Genomic DNA, 17,612 nt, shown 5'->3' on the forward strand with positions numbered 1-17,612 from the left:
GGGCGTGCATGCGCTCGGGAGAGGATTTCGACACGGCCAAGCTTTTCAGCGATAAGCACCTGCTGAAAGCTTGACCGGGAACAGAGTATCTACAGGGGGAGGGCGTGTTGATTTTCGAAAGCCGAAAACGCAAAAACCCGCTTTCGCGGGTTTCTGTGAAATCCAAGGTCGTAACCTTGAATTTGAATTGGTGCCCAGAAGAAGACTCGAACTTCCACGGCCGTAAGGCCACCAGCACCTGAAGCTGGCGTGTCTACCAATTTCACCATCTGGGCATTCATCTTCAGCGTTGCCGCTGTTGATGTGGCGCACTATACGGAGAGCAATTTGATCTGTAAACCCCTGATTTAAAATTAATAAATCAACAGCCAGAAATGCAAAAACCCGCTTTCGCGGGTTTTTGTGTGAGCCTTGAAATTGATCTAATCTCAAGCTCGAAATTGGTGCCCAGAAGAAGACTCGAACTTCCACGGCCGTAAGGCCACCAGCACCTGAAGCTGGCGTGTCTACCAATTTCACCATCTGGGCAGTATCGGCAACGTTGTCCGTCGTCGATGGCGCGCACTATACGGAGCGTCTTTTTAACTGTAAACCCCTGGAATCAAAAAAACCTGAAAAAATTCACCGGCGGTCTTCAAACCAGCTTTGTGACGTCGATAAAGGGCTTTAGAAGGGCCGTCATAGCTTGAAATTTCCCGTTTCATTACGCCTATGCCAAACTAACCCGTATATAGACAAGGTGAAAACTCTCTAATGGCCGATTGGCAGTCCCTCGATCCCGAGGCCGCTCGTGAAGCGGAAAAATATGAAAACCCTATTCCTAGCCGCGAACTGATCCTTCAGCATCTTGCTGATCGAGGTTCGCCTGCTAACCGCGAGCAATTGGTCGAAGAGTTTGGTCTGACCACAGAAGACCAGATCGAAGCCCTGCGCCGCCGCCTGCGCGCCATGGAGCGCGATGCTCAACTCATCTATACCCGTCGCGGCACTTATGCGCCGGTAGACAAGCTCGACCTGATCCTGGGTCGCATCAGCGGTCACCGTGACGGTTTTGGCTTCCTGGTTCCGGACGATGGCAGTGACGACCTGTTCATGAGTCCGGCGCAAATGCGCCTGGTGTTCGATGGTGACCGTGCCCTGGCCCGCGTTTCCGGCCTCGACCGTCGCGGTCGTCGCGAAGGCATGATCGTCGAAGTGGTGTCCCGTGCTCACGAGAGCATTGTCGGTCGCTATTTCGAAGAGGGCGGTATCGGTTTCGTGGTTGCCGACAATCCGAAGATCCAGCAAGAGGTGCTGGTGACGCCGGGTCGCAACGCCAACGCCCAGATCGGTCAGTTTGTTGAAGTGAAGATCACTCACTGGCCGACGCCACGATTCCAGCCCCAGGGCGATGTGGTTGAGGTCGTGGGTAACTACATGGCGCCGGGCATGGAGATCGATGTCGCGCTGCGTACTTACGACATCCCTCACGTCTGGCCTGAGGCGGTGCTCAAGGAAGCGGCCAAGCTCAAGCCTGAAGTCGAAGAAAAGGACAAAGAGAAACGCATCGACCTGCGCCATCTGCCCTTCGTCACTATCGACGGCGAAGATGCCCGTGACTTCGATGACGCGGTCTATTGCGAAGCCCGTAAGGGCAAGTTGCGGCTGTTCTCGGGTGGCTGGAAGTTGTACGTGGCGATTGCCGACGTATCCAGCTACGTGAAGCTCGGTTCGGCGCTGGATGCCGAGGCCCAGGTACGCGGCAACTCGGTGTACTTCCCCGAGCGCGTGATCCCGATGCTGCCTGAGCAGCTGTCCAACGGTCTGTGCTCGCTGAATCCGCAGGTCGATCGCCTGGCCATGGTTTGCGAGATGACCATCTCCAAAACCGGTGAAATGACCGACTACTGCTTCTACGAAGCGGTGATCCACTCTCATGCGCGCCTGACTTACAACAAAGTCAGCGCCATGCTCGAAACGCCGAAAGCCACCGAAGCGCGCAAGCTGCGTGGCGAGTACACCGACGTCGTGCCGCACCTCAAGCAGCTGTACTCGCTGTACAAGGTGCTGCTGGCGGCTCGTCATGTGCGCGGCGCGATCGATTTTGAAACCCAGGAAACCCGGATCATCTTCGGCTCCGAGCGCAAGATTGCGGAAATTCGCCCGACCGTGCGCAACGATGCCCACAAGCTGATCGAGGAATGCATGCTGGCAGCCAACGTGGCTACCGCCGAATTCCTGAAAAAGCATGAAATCCCTGCGCTGTACCGCGTCCACGACGGCCCGCCACCGGAGCGCCTGGAAAAACTGCGCGCCTTCCTCGGTGAGCTTGGCCTGTCCCTGCACAAAGGCAAGGACGGCCCGTCGCCGAAGGATTATCAGGCATTGCTGGCCGGTATCAAGGATCGTCCGGATTTCCACCTGATCCAGACCGTCATGCTGCGCTCGCTGAGTCAGGCGGTGTATAGCGCTGATAACCAGGGCCACTTCGGTCTGAATTACGAGGCTTACACCCACTTCACCTCGCCGATCCGCCGCTATCCGGACTTGCTGACTCACCGTGCAATCCGCAGCGTCATTCATTCGAAACAGGACACTCCGCACGTTCGTCGTGCTGGCGCGATGACCATTCCGAAAGCGCGTATCTATCCATACGATGAAGCGGCCCTGGAGCAACTCGGCGAGCAGTGCTCGATGAGCGAGCGCCGCGCCGACGAGGCGACCCGCGATGTCGTGAACTGGCTCAAGTGCGAGTTCATGAAAGACCGCGTGGGCGAATCGTTCCCGGGTGTAATCACCGCCGTAACCGGTTTTGGTCTGTTCGTCGAACTGACCGACATCTACGTCGAAGGCCTGGTGCACGTCACCGCGCTGCCGGGCGATTACTACCACTTCGATCCTGTGCATCACCGCCTGGCCGGTGAGCGTACCGGTCGCAGCTTCCGTCTGGGTGACACTGTTGAAGTGCGGGTCATGCGCGTCGATCTCGACGAACGCAAGATCGATTTCGAGATGGCCGAAAAAACCATCAGCGCGCCGATCGGTCGTAAAAAACGCGGTACGGAAACCGCTGCGCCCGCAGCGTCTTCTGCAAAAACAGCCGCAGAGCCGGCACCGGCGAAAACCGGTCGTCGTCCTGCCAAGGAAAAGGTTGTAGAGGCCTATCGCCCAAGCGATGCCGCGGCGAAAAACGCCGAAGTGCGCAAGAGCCGTGAACTGAAGAAGGCCTTGCTGGCCGACGCGAAAAGCGGCGGTAAAGCGGCGTCTGCGGGAAAGACCGGACGGTCGGCGCCTGACAAGGCTCCCGGCGGAAAACCAGCCAAGCCGAGTAAACATCGTAAAGGTCCGCCAAAAGCGGGCTCGGCCCCAGCCAAAAGTGGCGGGGCGCGTAAACCTAAGGCCAAGTCATGAGTCAGTTGGAAAAAATCTACGGCGTGCATGCTGTAGAAGCGTTGCTGCGTCACCATCCGAAACGCGTCAAGCAGATCTGGCTGGCCGAAGGCCGCAATGATCCTCGGGTGCAGACGCTGATCGAACTGGCCAACGAGAATCGTGTCCAGGTCGGGCAGGCTGAGCGTCGTGAAATGGACGCCTGGGTCGAAGGCGTACACCAGGGCGTGGTCGCGGACGTGAGTCCGAGCCAGGTCTGGGGTGAGGCGATGCTCGACGAACTGCTTGATCGCACCGAAGGCGCACCGCTGTTGCTGGTGCTCGACGGCGTGACCGATCCGCATAACCTTGGTGCCTGCCTGCGTTCTGCCGATGCGGCCGGTGCGCTGGCGGTGATCGTTCCGAAGGACAAGTCGGCGACCCTGACGCCGGTTGTACGAAAAATCGCCTGCGGCGCTGCGGAAGTGATTCCTCTGGTCGCCGTGACCAACCTGGCTCGCACCCTGGAGAAACTCCAGCAGCGTGGCTTGTGGGTCGTCGGCACGGCAGGGGAGGCTGAAGTCAGTCTGTATGACCAGGACCTGACCGGCCCCACCATCCTGATCATGGGTGCCGAAGGCAAGGGCATGCGCCGCCTGACTCGCGAGCATTGCGACTACCTGGTGAATTTGCCGATGGCGGGTAGCGTCAGCAGTCTCAACGTTTCCGTGGCGACCGGCGTATGTCTGTTCGAAGCCCAGCGTCAGCGTAGGGTCAAGGCTGCGGCTACCGCCAAGAAGTCCTGATCTGGTTGCAATTGCTGTGGGAGCGAGCTTGCTCGCGATAGCGATGTAACATTCGGCATCAATGTTGAATGTTGCGTCCTCATCGCGAGCAGGCTCGCTCCCACAATGGCTTGTGGCCAGCCAAAGAATGGCGGGCGAACGAACTGTTCAAATAATCACCAATTACCTTGCGCCTCCTTCGCCCCTTCTCTACAATTGCGCCCCTTGCTGCGATGGCAGGCACGCATGTGTCTAGCGTCCACAAGTCCATAAGTGTCATTCACTCCTTGTCTGACCGCTTTTGAGCGGCAGGCTACAACCCGTAAGGAGCATTCATGCGTCATTACGAAATCATCTTTTTGGTCCACCCGGATCAAAGCGAGCAAGTCGGCGGCATGGTTGAGCGTTACACCAAGCTGATCGAAGAAGACGGCGGCAAAATCCACCGTCTGGAAGATTGGGGCCGTCGTCAACTGGCCTACGCAATCAACAATGTTCACAAGGCTCACTACGTGATGCTGAACGTTGAGTGCACTGGCAAGGCCCTGGCCGAGCTGGAAGACAACTTCCGCTACAACGATGCAGTGATCCGTAACCTGGTCATCCGTCGCGAAGAAGCCGTTACCGGCCAATCCGAGATGCTCAAGGCTGAAGAAAACCGCAGTGAGCGCCGTGAGCGTCGCGACCGTCCTGAGCACTCCGACGCTGAAGGCGTTGACAGTGATGACAGCGACAACAGCGATAACGCTGACGAGTAATCCACGGACCTTTTAAGGAGCCTATCAAATGGCACGTTTCTTCCGTCGTCGTAAATTCTGCCGCTTCACCGCTGAAGACGTGAAAGAGATCGATTACAAAGATCTCAACACTCTGAAAGCCTACGTATCCGAGACCGGCAAAATCGTTCCAAGCCGTATCACCGGTACCAAAGCTCGTTATCAGCGTCAGCTGGCCACCGCTATCAAGCGCGCCCGCTTCCTGGCCCTGCTGGCCTACACCGACAGCCACGGCCGCTGAGACCGGGCAGTCGACACGTAGCAAAGGATTGAATGTATGCGTGCCTTAGCTGAGTTCATCATGCGGGGTCGTATGCAGGCCACTCTGGTAGTGGCCGGATGTGCGGCATTGCCGTTGTTGTATTGGTTGAGTGCTGCCGCCGGATGCCTTGTGCTCCTGCGGCGCGGAATGAGGGACGCCCTGGGCGTTCTTGCTCTGGGATTGCTGCCGGCGTTGATCTGGTGGCTTAAATTCGATGATCCAAGGGCACTTCTGGTGCTGCTGGGGTCTTCGGGCCTTGCGTTGGTTTTGCGCGCAAGCGAGTCCTGGAACCGCGTGCTGCTGGTCAGCATAGCGATGGGGTTGGTGTTTTCAGTGGTGCTGGGGACGGTGTTCAGTTCCCAAATCGAAATGCTGGCGCAGGATCTGATAAAAATCCTGCCGCTGGCACTCGGTGACCTCTACCAGAAGATGTCGGTAGAAGAGCAAGCGCGATTCGCGTCCCTGATTGCACCGATCCTGACCGGCCTGATTGCGGCCTTGTTGCAAATCGTCAGTGTGCTGAGCCTGATTATCGGGCGCTACTGGCAGGCGTTGTTGTACAACCCGGGTGGTTTTGGTCGCGAGTTTCGCGTCATCCGAATCCCGCTTGGACCAGCGATGTTGTTGCTGGCGTTAATGCTTCTGGGACCGAACTTCGGTCCGCAGATGGCCATGTTGACGCCGTTGTGCAGCGTACCGCTGGTTTTCGCCGGGCTGGCCCTGATTCACGGGCTGGTGGCGCAAAAGCGACTGGCCAGGTTCTGGCTGGTGGGGTTGTACGTCACGCTGTTGCTGTTCATGCAGCTGATCTATCCGTTGCTGGTGGTCCTGGCCATCGTCGACAGCCTGATTGATTTTCGCGGTCGTCTGGCGCCGAAAGACGCCGATAACGCGAACGGTGAAGGTTAAAAGTTAAGAGGATTTTCACATGCAACTGATCCTTCTGGAAAAAGTCACCAACCTGGGCAACCTGGGTGACAAAGTGAACGTTAAGGCTGGTTACGGTCGTAACTACCTGCTGCCTTACGGCAAAGCTACCGCTGCGACCCCAGCCAACCTGGCTGCGTTCGAAGAGCGTCGCGCTGAGCTGGAAAAAGCTGCAGCAGACCGTAAAGCATCGGCTGAAAGCCGCGCTGCCCAACTGGCTGAGCTGGAAGTGACTATCACTGCCACCGCTGGTGACGAAGGCAAGCTGTTCGGTTCGATCGGTACTCACGACATCGCTGATGCACTGACCGCCTCTGGCGTTGAAGTTGCAAAAAGCGAAGTTCGTCTGCCGAACGGCACCATCCGCAACGTAGGTGAATTCGACGTAGCCGTGCACCTGCACGCCGAAGTTGAAGCCACCGTACGCGTTGTCGTGGTAGCAGCTTAAGCAGTACTTGTCGGCTGGCACCCTCGGGTGCTTGCCGGTAACATCGGGCACGATCCTGTTTACAGGTCGTGCCCTTTGTCTTTCTGGCAGTTCCGTTTTTTAATCCCAGCTTCTCCAAAAAATACCAAGTGGCCATGAACGAAATCTCCGCTCCTGAGCAATACGATCTGCAAACCGCCGCGCTGAAGGTGCCGCCGCATTCCATCGAAGCCGAACAGGCTGTACTCGGTGGTCTGATGCTGGACAACAACGCCTGGGAGCGCGTGCTTGATCAAGTCTCCGACGGTGATTTCTATCGACATGACCACCGCTTGATCTTCCGTGCGATCGCCAAACTGGCCGATCAGAACTCGCCGATCGACGTCGTGACCCTGGCCGAGCAATTGGACAAGGAAGGTCAGACTTCGCAAGTCGGCGGCCTTGGGTACCTCGGCGAACTGGCGAAAAACACGCCGTCCGTCGCCAACATCAAGGCCTATGCGCAAATCGTTCGCCAGCGCGCGACGCTGCGCCAACTGATCGGCATCAGCACCGAAATCGCCGACAGCGCCTTCAACCCGGAAGGGCGTACGGCTGAAGAAATCCTTGATGAAGCTGAACGGCAGATTTTCCAGATCGCCGAGGCCCGGCCTAAAACCGGCGGCCCGGTGGGGGTGAATGAACTGCTGACCAAGGCCATCGACCGCATCGATACCCTGTTCAACACCGACAACGCCATCACCGGCCTGTCCACCGGCTACACCGACCTCGACGAGAAAACCAGCGGCCTGCAACCGGCTGACCTGATCATCGTTGCCGGCCGTCCATCCATGGGTAAAACCACCTTTGCGATGAACCTGGTGGAAAACGCCGTGCTGCGCAGCGAGAAAGCGGTTCTGGTTTACTCGCTGGAGATGCCAGGCGAATCGCTGATCATGCGTATGTTGTCGTCCCTGGGACGCATCGACCAGACCAAGGTCCGTTCGGGCCAGTTGGAAGACGACGATTGGCCGCGCCTGACCTCGGCGGTCAACCTGCTCAACGACCGCAAGTTGTTCATCGACGATACCGCCGGTATCAGCCCGTCGGAAATGCGCGCCCGGACCCGGCGTCTGGTGCGTGAGCACGGTGAAATCGGCCTGATCATGATCGACTACCTGCAATTGATGCAGATCCCTGGTTCGAGTGGCGACAACCGGACCAACGAGATTTCCGAGATCTCCCGGTCCCTGAAAGCCCTGGCCAAGGAATTCAACTGCCCGGTGGTGGCATTGTCCCAGCTCAACCGTTCCCTGGAACAGCGGCCGAACAAACGCCCGGTGAACTCCGACTTGCGGGAATCCGGAGCGATCGAGCAGGACGCCGACGTCATCATGTTCGTGTATCGCGACGAGGTGTACCACCCGGAAACTGAGCACAAAGGCATCGCCGAAATCATCATCGGCAAGCAGCGGAACGGGCCGATCGGCTTTATCCGCCTGGCGTTCATCGGCAAGTACACCCGTTTCGAGAACCTGGCGCCGGGTAGCTATAACTTCGATGACGACGAGTAATTCAGCGTCTTGAAGGGCCCCATCGCTGGCAAGCCCACACAGGGCTGATGCGATCCCTGTGGGAGCTGGCTTGCCAGCGATAGACGCGCCGCAATTTCCGACCATAGCCGTCGGAATTGGTCAAAATTTGTGCTATATTCCGCGCCCGCGAAATTCAATGAAAGCCAACACCGGTTATCGACATGCAAGCAGCCAAGCCGTTATTTGACTATCCCAAGTACTGGGCCGAATGTTTCGGGCCAGCGCCATTCCTGCCGATGAGCAGGGAGGAGATGGATCAGCTTGGCTGGGATTCCTGCGACATCATCATCGTCACCGGTGATGCCTACGTCGATCACCCGTCGTTCGGCATGGCGATCATTGGCCGGCTGCTGGAGTCCCAGGGCTTCCGCGTCGGGATCATTGCCCAGCCAAACTGGCAGTCCAAAGACGACTTCATGAAGCTTGGCGAGCCGAACCTGTTCTTCGGTGTCGCGGCCGGCAACATGGACTCGATGATCAACCGCTACACCGCCGACAAGAAAATCCGTTCCGATGACGCGTACACGCCGGGTGGCCTGGCGGGCAAGCGGCCGGACCGCGCGAGCCTGGTTTACAGCCAGCGCTGCAAGGAAGCCTATAAGCATGTGCCCATCGTGCTCGGCGGCATCGAAGCGTCCCTGCGCCGCATCGCGCATTACGATTACTGGCAGGACCGCGTTCGCAACTCGATCCTGATTGACGCCAGCGCCGACATCTTGCTCTACGGCAACGCCGAGCGTGCCATTGTCGAAGTCGCCCAGCGCCTGTCCTACGGTCACAAGATCGAAGACATCACCGATGTGCGCGGCACCGCGTTTATCCGTCGCGATACGCCGAAAGACTGGTACGAAGTCGACTCCACGCGCATCGACCGTCCGGGCAAGATCGACAAGATCATCAACCCGTACGTGAACACCCAGGACACCCAGGCCTGCGCCATCGAGCAGGAAAAAGGTCCGGTTGAGGATCCGCAGGAAGCCAAGGTCGTGCAGATCCTGGCAAGTCCCAAGATGACCCGCGACAAGACCGTGATTCGTCTGCCGTCGGTGGAAAAGGTCCGCAACGACGCGGTGCTCTACGCCCACGCCAACCGCGTGCTGCACCTGGAAACCAACCCGGGCAACGCCCGTGCCCTGGTCCAGAAGCACGGCGAGGTCGACGTCTGGTTCAATCCGCCACCGATTCCGATGACCACCGAAGAAATGGACTACGTGTTCGGCATGCCTTATCAGCGCATTCCGCACCCGGCGTATGGCAAGGAGAAAATCCCGGCCTACGAGATGATCCGCTTCTCGGTGAACATCATGCGTGGCTGCTTCGGTGGCTGCACGTTCTGCTCGATCACCGAGCATGAAGGCCGGATCATCCAGAACCGTTCCGAAGAGTCGATCATTCGCGAAATCGAAGAAATTCGCGACAAGGTTCCCGGTTTTACCGGCGTCATCTCCGACCTTGGCGGCCCGACCGCGAACATGTACCGCATCGCCTGCAAAACGCCGGAAATCGAATCCGCGTGCCGCAAACCGTCGTGCGTGTTCCCTGGTATCTGCCCGAACCTGAACACCGACCACTCGTCGCTGATTCAGCTGTATCGCAGTGCCCGCGCCTTGCCGGGTGTGAAGAAGATCCTGATCGCTTCCGGCCTGCGTTACGACCTCGCGGTCGAGTCGCCGGAATACGTCAAAGAGCTGGTGACCCACCACGTCGGCGGTTACCTGAAGATCGCCCCGGAACACACCGAGGAAGGTCCGCTCAACCAGATGATGAAACCGGGCATCGGCAGCTATGACAAATTCAAGCGCATGTTCGAGAAATACTCCAAGGAAGCCGGAAAAGAGCAGTACCTGATTCCGTACTTCATCGCTGCCCACCCGGGCACCACCGACGAAGACATGATGAACCTGGCCCTGTGGCTCAAGGGCAACGGTTTCCGTGCCGACCAGGTGCAGGCGTTCTACCCGTCGCCGATGGCCACCGCCACCGCGATGTACCACTCGGGCAAGAACCCGCTGCGCAAGGTCACTTACAAGTCTGATGCAGTGACCATCGTCAAGAGCGAAGAGCAGCGCCGCCTGCACAAGGCCTTCCTGCGCTACCACGACCCGAAAGGCTGGCCGATGTTGCGTGAAGCGTTGATCCGCATGGGCCGCAGTGACCTGATCGGGCCGGGCAAGAACCAGTTGATCCCGTTGCACCAGCCGTCCACCGACAGCTACCAGAGTGCCCGTCGCAAGAACTCGACGCCGGCCGGCAGCCATAAAGTGGGCAAGGAAACGACCAAAATCCTGACCCAGCACACCGGTCTGCCACCCCGCGCCAGCGACGGTGGCAACCCGTGGGACAAGCGTGAACAGGCCAAGGCTGCGGCATTCGCACGCAACCAGCAGGCGGCCAAGGAGCGCAAGGATGCGGCCAAAGGCAAAGGGCCGAAACCGGCTCGCAAGCCGGTCGTACCGCGCTGAATCGCACTTGGGCTCAACAAAACGCCAACCTTCGGGTTGGCGTTTTGCATTTCTGAGCCGCGCAACATCAGCACATTGGGCCTAAAGAGGCCGCTGCTGGTGGTGAACCTGCCGCGCCACGCCACATTTACGTGCAACGGCCCCAAACCAATTTCCCGCCTCGCCCGATTTTGGTGCTGTACTGCCTCCAGTAACCGGAGAAAGCGCCAGCACTGCTGGGTGGCATAAGTCTTGCGCGCTTTCACATACGCTTAGGGCTCGCAGGAGGCACGCCGTGTCGATTCATGTCGCATTGCATCACGTTACGCATTACCGCTACGACCGTGCCGTTGAACTCGGTCCGCAGATCGTTCGCCTGCGCCCGGCCGCCCACAGTCGCACGCGGATTCTGTCCTATGCGCTGAAGGTTTCGCCCGAGCAACACTTCATCAACTGGCAGCAGGACCCGCAGGGCAATTACCTGGCGCGGTTGGTGTTCCCGGAAAAAACCGAAGAGCTGCGGATCGAAGTCGACCTGGTGGCGGAAATGGCGGTGTTCAATCCGTTCGATTTCTTCCTTGAGCCCTACGCGGAAAAAATTCCGTTCGCCTATGCCGCCGATGAGCGCAAGGAACTGGCGCCTTACCTGGAAACCCTGCCGCTGACGCCTAAGTTCAAGGCGTATCTGGATGGCATCGACCGCACACCATTACCGGCTGTGGATTTCCTTGTCGCGCTCAATCAGCGCCTGAGCGAAGACATCGGCTACCTGATCCGCATGGAGCCGGGCGTGCAAACGCCCGAGCACACCCTAGAGCACGCCTCCGGATCCTGTCGCGATTCCGCGTGGTTGCTGGTGCAACTGCTGCGAAATCTCGGACTGGCCGCGCGTTTTGTCTCCGGCTATCTGATCCAACTGACGGCCGACGTCAAAAGCCTCGACGGTCCCTCGGGCACGGATGTGGACTTCACAGACCTGCACGCCTGGTGCGAGGTGTATTTGCCCGGTGCCGGCTGGATCGGTCTGGATGCGACCTCCGGGCTGTTTGCCGGTGAAGGACATATTCCCTTGGCTTGTAGTCCCGATCCGTCCTCTGCGGCACCGATCAGTGGCCTGGTGGAGCCTTGCGAGTGCCAGTTCAGCCACGAGATGTCCGTGGAGCGGATTTGGGAGGCGCCCCGGGTCACAAAGCCCTACACCGAAGAGCAGTGGCTGGCGATTCAGAGCCTGGGGCGGCAGATCGATGCTGACCTGCTGGAAGGCGATGTACGCCTGACCATGGGCGGTGAGCCGACATTCGTGTCCATCGATGACCCGGACGGTGCCGAGTGGAACACCGCGGCGCTGGGGCCGGACAAGCGTCGCCTGTCTGCCGAACTGTTCCAGCGCATGCGTCAGCACTACGCGCCCAAAGGTCTGGTGCACTTTGGCCAGGGCAAGTGGTACCCCGGTGAGCAACTGCCGCGCTGGTCGCTCAACTGCTACTGGCGCCGCGACGGGGTGCCGATCTGGCACAACGCGGCGCTGATCGCCGACGAGCAGCAAGACTATGGCGCCGATGGCGAGCTGGCCGGACGATTTCTGGCGAGTGTCGCCGAGCGCCTGAAAATTCCGACACGTTTTGTGTTCCCTGCTTACGAAGACAATTTCTATTACCTCTGGCGCGAAGGCACCTTGCCGCAGAACGTCAGCGCCGAAGATTCACGTCTTGAGGAACCGCTGGAACGTGCGCGACTGCGTAAAGTCTTCAGTCAGGGTCTGGATAAGGTGATTGGTCAGGTCCTGCCGCTGGCACGGACCGCCAAGGGGGATCAGTGGCAGAGCGGGCGCTGGTACTTGCGCGATGAGCACTGTCGTCTTGTGCCGGGGGATTCGCCGCTGGGCTATCGTCTGCCCCTCGGCTCACAGCCCTGGGTGAAAGCTGCGGAGTACCCGTACATTCATCCGCAGGACCCGAACCAGGATTTCCCGGCATTGCCCGACACCGCACAGCTTCAGAGCAAAGACTCCGCTGCCATTGCTGAAGATCGCGCACCGAAAATCGATGAATCCGCCGACTGGCTGACCCGCACCGCATTCTGCGCCGAGGCGCGGGAAGGTCGGTTGTACCTGTTCATGCCGCCGCTGGAACGGGTTGAGGACTACCTCGAACTGGTCGCCGCGATTGAAGCCACCGCGCAAGAGCTGCGTTGCCCGGTATTGCTGGAAGGCTATGAACCACCGAGCGATCCGCGTTTGAGCAACTTCCGCATCACGCCGGACCCGGGGGTCATCGAGGTCAACGTGCAGCCGTCCGCCACTTGGGATGAATTGGTTGAACGCACCGAATTCCTTTACGAAGAGGCGCGACAAACCCGACTCACCACCGAGAAATTTCTGATCGATGGCCGGCACACGGGTACCGGTGGCGGTAACCATTTCGTACTGGGTGGCGCGACACCGGCCGACTCACCGTTCCTGCGGCGTCCGGATCTGCTGCGCAGCCTGATCAGCTACTGGCATAACCACCCGTCCTTGTCGTACCTGTTTTCCGGGCTGTTCATCGGCCCGACTTCGCAGGCGCCACGGGTCGATGAAGCGCGCAACGATGCCCTGTATGAGCTGGAAATCGCCTTCGCCCAAATGCCGCAACCCGGCGAGGAATGCGCGCCGTGGCTGGTCGACCGGTTGCTGCGCAATCTGTTGATCGACGTGACGGGCAACACTCACCGCGCCGAGTTCTGCATCGACAAGCTTTACTCGCCGGACGGCGCCACGGGGCGCTTGGGCTTGCTCGAGTTGCGGGCCTTTGAAATGCCGCCCCACGCGCGCATGAGCCTGGCTCAACAGCTGTTGCTGCGGGCGTTGGTCGCACGTTTCTGGCGTGAACCCTATGCGCCGCCGAAACTGGCGCGCTGGGGCACTGAGCTGCACGACCGGTTCCTGTTGCCGCACTTTATCGAGCAGGATTTCGCCGACGTCATCGTCGACCTCAACGCCGCCGGTTATCCGGTGCGGGCCGAGTGGTTTGCCGCGCATCTGGAGTTCCGCTTTCCCAAGGTCGGCGATTACGCCGTCAGTGGCATTGCGCTGGAACTGCGCCAGGCGCTTGAGCCGTGGCATGTATTGGGCGAGGAGGGCGCGGTCGGTGGCACGGTGCGCTACGTGGATTCTTCCCTGGAACGTCTGCAAGTCAAACTCAACGGCTTGCCGCCACAGCGTTATTTACTGACCTGCAACGGCATTCCGGTGCCGCTGCAGCCCACCGGGCGCGTCGGTGAGTTTGTCGCCGGTGTGCGTTTTCGCGCATGGCAACCGGCCAACTGTCTGCAACCGACCATTCCCGTGCATGCGCCGCTGGTGTTCGACCTGCTCGACACCTGGATGGGGCGTTCGCTGGGCGGCTGCCAATATCACGTGGCCCATCCGGGAGGGCGTAACTACGACAGCTTGCCGGTCAATGCCAACGAGGCCGAGAGCCGGCGGATGGCGCGTTTCTTCCGGATCGGACACACGCCAGGGAAGATTCCTGTACCGATTGCGCAAATCAACGACGAGCTGCCACTGACGCTTGATTTACGACGTTTCTAAGCCGTATGCGACGCCCGGATCTTTCGTCTATCCGGGCGTCATGAGCCTACGTTAGTCTGACTGTTCACTGCTGTCTGCCGAGCTTTCCATGCCTGACCTGCTAGACCGCTACCCGCTGACAGCGGGTACTTATCACGAACTGCTCGACGACAGCGGCGCCGTACGTGCGCACTGGCGCCGGCTGTTCGACCAATTGCAGCGCAGCACGCCAGCGCAGCTGATGCAGCGCCAGGCACTGCTGACCCGGCAGATTCAGGAAAACGGCGTCACCTATAACGTTTACGCCGACCCCAAGGGCGCCGATCGTCCCTGGGAGCTGGACCTGCTGCCCCATGTGATTGCTGCCGATGAGTGGGAGCAGCTGTCAGCCGGCATCGCCCAACGGGCCCGATTGCTCAATGCCGTGCTGGCCGACCTGTACGGCCCGCAACGCCTGATCGCCGAAGGCTTGCTGCCAGCCGAGCTGGTGTTCGGTCACAACAACTTCCTGTGGCCCTGTCAGGGTATCAATCCGCCTGAAGGGGCCTTTCTGCATCTGTATGCGGTGGACCTGGCACGCACTCCCGATGGTCGCTGGTGGGTGACGGCGGACCGTACGCAAGCACCGTCCGGAGCCGGTTACGCGCTGGAGAACCGCACCATCGTGTCCCGCGCCTTTCCCGAGTTGTACCGCGATTTGAAGGTGCAGCATCTGGCCGGATTCTTCCGCACGCTTCAGGAAACCCTGGCGCGCCAGGCGCCGAGCGATGAAGAGGTGCCGCTGGTGGTGTTGCTGACGCCGGGGCGATTCAACGAAAGCTATTTCGAACATCTGTACCTGGCGCGTCAGCTCGGTTACCCGCTGGTGGAGGGCGGCGACCTGACGGTGCGCGACGCGACGGTCTATCTGAAAACCCTCAGTGGCCTGCGCCGGGTCCACGCGATCATGCGCCGGCTCGATGACGACTTCTGCGATCCGTTGGAGCTGCGCACCGATTCGGCTCTGGGAGTGCCGGGCCTGCTCGAAGCCGTGCGCCAGGGGCGGGTGTTGGTGGCCAATGCCCTCGGCAGCGGCGTACTTGAATCGCCGGGACTGTTGGGCTTCCTGCCGAAGATCAACCAGTTTCTGTTTGGTGAAGAGCTGATTTTGCCGTCCATCGCCACCTGGTGGTGCGGCGAAGCGCCCGTGCTGGCTCAGGCCCTGGAAAAATTGCCGGAATTGCTGATCAAGCCGGCATTCCCGTCCCAGAGCTTTGCACCGGTATTTGGCCGTGATCTGAGCGAAAAACAGCGGCAATCGCTCGCTGAGCGCATGCAAGCGCGTCCTTACGCCTATGTTGCGCAAGAACTTGCTCAGCTCTCCCAGGCGCCGATCTGGCAGGCCGAAGACGGTCAGCTGCAACCCCGGGCCATCGGCATGCGTGTGTACGCCGTGGCCAGTCGCGACGGTTACCGGGTCCTGCCCGGTGGTTTGACCCGTGTCGCCGCTGAAGCAGACGCTGAAGTGGTGTCGATGCAGCGCGGTGGGGCGAGCAAGGACACTTGGGTGCTGGGCGACCGCCCGCCGAGCGGCGAGCAATGGAAAGCCCGGCGCAGCATCGGCGTGCATGATCTGGTGCGACGCGACCCGTATCTGCCGTCGCGGGTGGTGGAAAACCTGTTCTGGTTCGGCCGCTACTGCGAGCGTTGCGACGACAGTGCGCGGTTGCTGCGGATCATGCTGGCGCGTTATGTCGATGGCGATGACCCGCAGGCGCTGGACGCGGCGGTCGATCTCGGTGAGCGGCTGATGCTGCTGCCCGAGGAAGGCGAACTGCCGGAGCGCTTGCTGGCCGCGATACTGGGCGATGACTGGCCTTTCAGCCTGCGTTCCAACCTGCAGCGTTTGCAATGGGCGGCCTCACAGGTGCGTGGCAAGCTCTCGCGGGAAAACTGGCAGGCGCTGGTGGAATTGCAGCGCGAAGCCATGGAGCTGGAAACCGAAGAGCCGGACTTTGGCGAGTTGCTGGATTTCCTCAACCGACTGGTGATGTCCCTGGCGGCACTGTCGGGATTTGCCCTGGATGACATGACCCGGGACGAAGGCTGGCGATTCCTGATGATCGGCCGGCGGATCGAGCGCCTGCAATTTCTCAGCGGCAGCCTGGCAGCGTTCCTGCGGGGCGCCGGGGCTTTCGATCAGGCCGGGCTGGAATGGCTGCTGGAACTGGGCAACAGCAGCATCACCTACCGTTCGCGTTACCTGGCGGTGGCGCAATTGATCCCGGTGCTCGACCTGTTGCTGCTTGATGAGCAGAACCCGCATGCCGTGCTGTTCCAGCTGAAACTGGTGACCCGCACGCTCAAACGCCTGAACGACGACTTTGGCGTGCCTCGTGAAGCGGGTCTGGCGCCGTTGGTGGAGCGCCTGGCGCGCTTCGATCTGGGTTGTCTGGAAAACCCGTTGTTTGGTGCCGCCAGCGTGCGCGCCGCCGTCGAGGGGCTGGCCGATCTGCTGCAAGAAATCGCCGATGCCAGCGGGCAAGTCTCGGATCGCCTGGCCTTGCGCCATTTCGCCCATGTCGATGATGTCAGCCAACGCACGGTGTCCGTCTGATGAGTGCCCACTACCAGATCTTCCACGACACCCATTATCACTACGACAGCCCGGTATCCCTGGCCCAGCAACTGACGCACCTGTGGCCGCGCGCCTGTGCCTGGCAACGCTGCACCGCACAGCAATTGCAGATCAGTCCGCAACCGTCCTCGCGCCGTGATGAGCTGGATGTATTCGGTAATCCGTTGACCCGGCTGGCGTTCGAACGTCCCCATGATGAATTGTTGGTCAATGCGAGCCTCACGATCGAAGTGTTGCCCCGACCGTTGCTGGACTTCAATCAGTCTCCGCCCTGGGAAGACACCCGAAGTGCGCTGACCTACAGCAGCCAGCCGCTGCCCCCACAAATCCTGGACGCCTGCCGCTACCGGTTCGAATCACCCTATGTGCATCTCAAGCGCAACTTCGTCGAGTTCTCGGAAAGTTGTTTTCCAGCGGGGCGGCCATTGCTGCTGGGGGTCCAGGCCCTGATGGAGAAAATCTTCAGCGAATTCACCTTCGATGCCGAAGCGACGCAGGTGGCGACGCCTCTGGTAGAAGTGCTGGAGCGTCGGCGTGGCGTCTGTCAGGACTTCGCGCACCTGATGCTCGCTTGCGTGCGTTCCCGTGGATTGGCTGCGCGGTACATCAGCGGTTACCTGCTGACCCAGCCGCCACCGGGCCAGCCACGACTGATCGGGGCCGATGCGTCCCATGCCTGGGTGTCAGTGTTTTGCCCGGTGCTGGGGTGGGTGGATTTCGACCCGACCAACAATGTGCAACCGGCGCTGGAGCACATCACGCTGGCCTGGGGGCGGGACTTTTCCGATGTTTCGCCGTTGCGGGGGGTGATTCTGGGCGGCGGTAACCACGACCCGGAAGTCCGCGTCACCGTAATGCCATTGGAATAATGAAGATTAACTGTAGGAGCGAGCCTGCTCGCGATT

11 protein-coding genes and 2 tRNA genes are annotated in these 17,612 nt (G+C 60.0%); 11 read left to right on the plus strand and 2 right to left on the minus strand.

Features of this window, described 5'->3' with window-relative positions; translation table 11 throughout:
* Positions 1 to 188 precede the first annotated feature (188 nt).
* Together ACVWYU_RS19700 and ACVWYU_RS19705 are read right to left on the minus strand one after the other, a co-directional pair.
* Positions 189 to 275, minus strand: a tRNA-Leu gene (locus ACVWYU_RS19700).
* 166 nt (positions 276 to 441) lie between these two features.
* Positions 442 to 528: transfer RNA gene (locus ACVWYU_RS19705), tRNA-Leu, on the minus strand.
* 225 nt (positions 529 to 753) lie between these two features.
* Between ACVWYU_RS19705 and rnr the strand changes: the two genes are divergently transcribed.
* From rnr to ACVWYU_RS19760, 11 genes are all read left to right on the plus strand, one after another.
* Positions 754 to 3,390 carry a ribonuclease R gene (gene rnr / locus ACVWYU_RS19710; protein ID WP_457373467.1) on the plus strand — a complete coding sequence of 879 codons (2,637 nt, stop codon included), beginning with the start codon at positions 754 to 756 and terminating at the stop codon, positions 3,388 to 3,390.
* Complete coding sequence (rlmB, locus tag ACVWYU_RS19715) at positions 3,387 to 4,154, plus strand: 23S rRNA (guanosine(2251)-2'-O)-methyltransferase RlmB (protein ID WP_090328534.1); 768 nt, start codon at positions 3,387 to 3,389, stop codon at positions 4,152 to 4,154. The genes rnr and rlmB overlap by 4 nt, the downstream gene beginning before the upstream one ends.
* A 314-nt stretch (positions 4,155 to 4,468) precedes the next feature.
* On the plus strand, positions 4,469 to 4,891 hold the full coding sequence (gene rpsF, locus ACVWYU_RS19720; RefSeq protein WP_007939579.1) for a 30S ribosomal protein S6: 423 nt from the start codon (positions 4,469 to 4,471) through the stop codon (positions 4,889 to 4,891).
* Positions 4,892 to 4,919: 28 nt separating this feature from the next.
* Complete coding sequence (rpsR, locus tag ACVWYU_RS19725; RefSeq protein ID WP_002551829.1) at positions 4,920 to 5,150, plus strand: 30S ribosomal protein S18; 231 nt, start codon at positions 4,920 to 4,922, stop codon at positions 5,148 to 5,150.
* Positions 5,151 to 5,186: 36 nt separating this feature from the next.
* Entirely contained in the window at positions 5,187 to 6,080 is an 894-nt protein-coding gene (locus ACVWYU_RS19730; RefSeq protein WP_457373468.1) for a hypothetical protein, read from the plus strand.
* A gap of 19 nt (positions 6,081 to 6,099) precedes the next feature.
* Positions 6,100 to 6,546: a 50S ribosomal protein L9 gene (rplI, locus tag ACVWYU_RS19735; RefSeq protein WP_007939577.1), complete on the plus strand. Its 447-nt coding sequence runs from the start codon at positions 6,100 to 6,102 to the stop codon at positions 6,544 to 6,546.
* 134 nt (positions 6,547 to 6,680) lie between these two features.
* Positions 6,681 to 8,078, plus strand: coding sequence for a replicative DNA helicase (gene dnaB, locus ACVWYU_RS19740; RefSeq protein WP_090328831.1), 1,398 nt, complete (start codon positions 6,681 to 6,683; stop codon positions 8,076 to 8,078).
* Positions 8,079 to 8,260: 182 nt separating this feature from the next.
* Positions 8,261 to 10,561, plus strand: coding sequence for a YgiQ family radical SAM protein (locus ACVWYU_RS19745; RefSeq protein ID WP_090328538.1), 2,301 nt, complete (start codon positions 8,261 to 8,263; stop codon positions 10,559 to 10,561).
* A 274-nt stretch (positions 10,562 to 10,835) separates the two neighbouring features.
* Positions 10,836 to 14,111: a transglutaminase family protein gene (locus tag ACVWYU_RS19750; protein WP_457373469.1), complete on the plus strand. Its 3,276-nt coding sequence runs from the start codon at positions 10,836 to 10,838 to the stop codon at positions 14,109 to 14,111.
* 88 nt (positions 14,112 to 14,199) lie between these two features.
* A complete protein-coding gene (locus ACVWYU_RS19755) occupies positions 14,200 to 16,686 on the plus strand; it encodes a circularly permuted type 2 ATP-grasp protein (RefSeq protein ID WP_248915322.1) in 2,487 nt (828 codons plus the stop codon).
* Positions 16,686 to 17,576, plus strand: coding sequence for a transglutaminase family protein (locus ACVWYU_RS19760; RefSeq protein ID WP_457373470.1), 891 nt, complete (start codon positions 16,686 to 16,688; stop codon positions 17,574 to 17,576). Before ACVWYU_RS19755 ends, ACVWYU_RS19760 begins: the two co-directional genes overlap by 1 nt.
* Positions 17,577 to 17,612 lie beyond the last annotated feature (36 nt).

The organism is Pseudomonas sp. TE12234, assembly GCF_054061835.1.

Excerpts from the sequence above, each read along its gene's own strand:
- rnr (WP_457373467.1), top strand. The coding sequence starts at position 754 with ATGGCCGATTGGCAGTCCCTCGATCCCGAGGCCGCTCGTGAAGCGGAA.
- rlmB (WP_090328534.1), top strand. The coding sequence starts at position 3,387 with ATGAGTCAGTTGGAAAAAATCTACGGCGTGCATGCTGTAGAAGCGTTG.
- rpsF (WP_007939579.1), top strand. The coding sequence starts at position 4,469 with ATGCGTCATTACGAAATCATCTTTTTGGTCCACCCGGATCAAAGCGAG.
- rpsR (WP_002551829.1), top strand. The coding sequence starts at position 4,920 with ATGGCACGTTTCTTCCGTCGTCGTAAATTCTGCCGCTTCACCGCTGAA.
- ACVWYU_RS19730 (WP_457373468.1), top strand. The coding sequence starts at position 5,187 with ATGCGTGCCTTAGCTGAGTTCATCATGCGGGGTCGTATGCAGGCCACT.
- rplI (WP_007939577.1), top strand. The coding sequence starts at position 6,100 with ATGCAACTGATCCTTCTGGAAAAAGTCACCAACCTGGGCAACCTGGGT.
- dnaB (WP_090328831.1), top strand. The coding sequence starts at position 6,681 with ATGAACGAAATCTCCGCTCCTGAGCAATACGATCTGCAAACCGCCGCG.
- ACVWYU_RS19745 (WP_090328538.1), top strand. The coding sequence starts at position 8,261 with ATGCAAGCAGCCAAGCCGTTATTTGACTATCCCAAGTACTGGGCCGAA.
- ACVWYU_RS19755 (WP_248915322.1), top strand. The coding sequence starts at position 14,200 with ATGCCTGACCTGCTAGACCGCTACCCGCTGACAGCGGGTACTTATCAC.
- ACVWYU_RS19760 (WP_457373470.1), top strand. The coding sequence starts at position 16,686 with ATGAGTGCCCACTACCAGATCTTCCACGACACCCATTATCACTACGAC.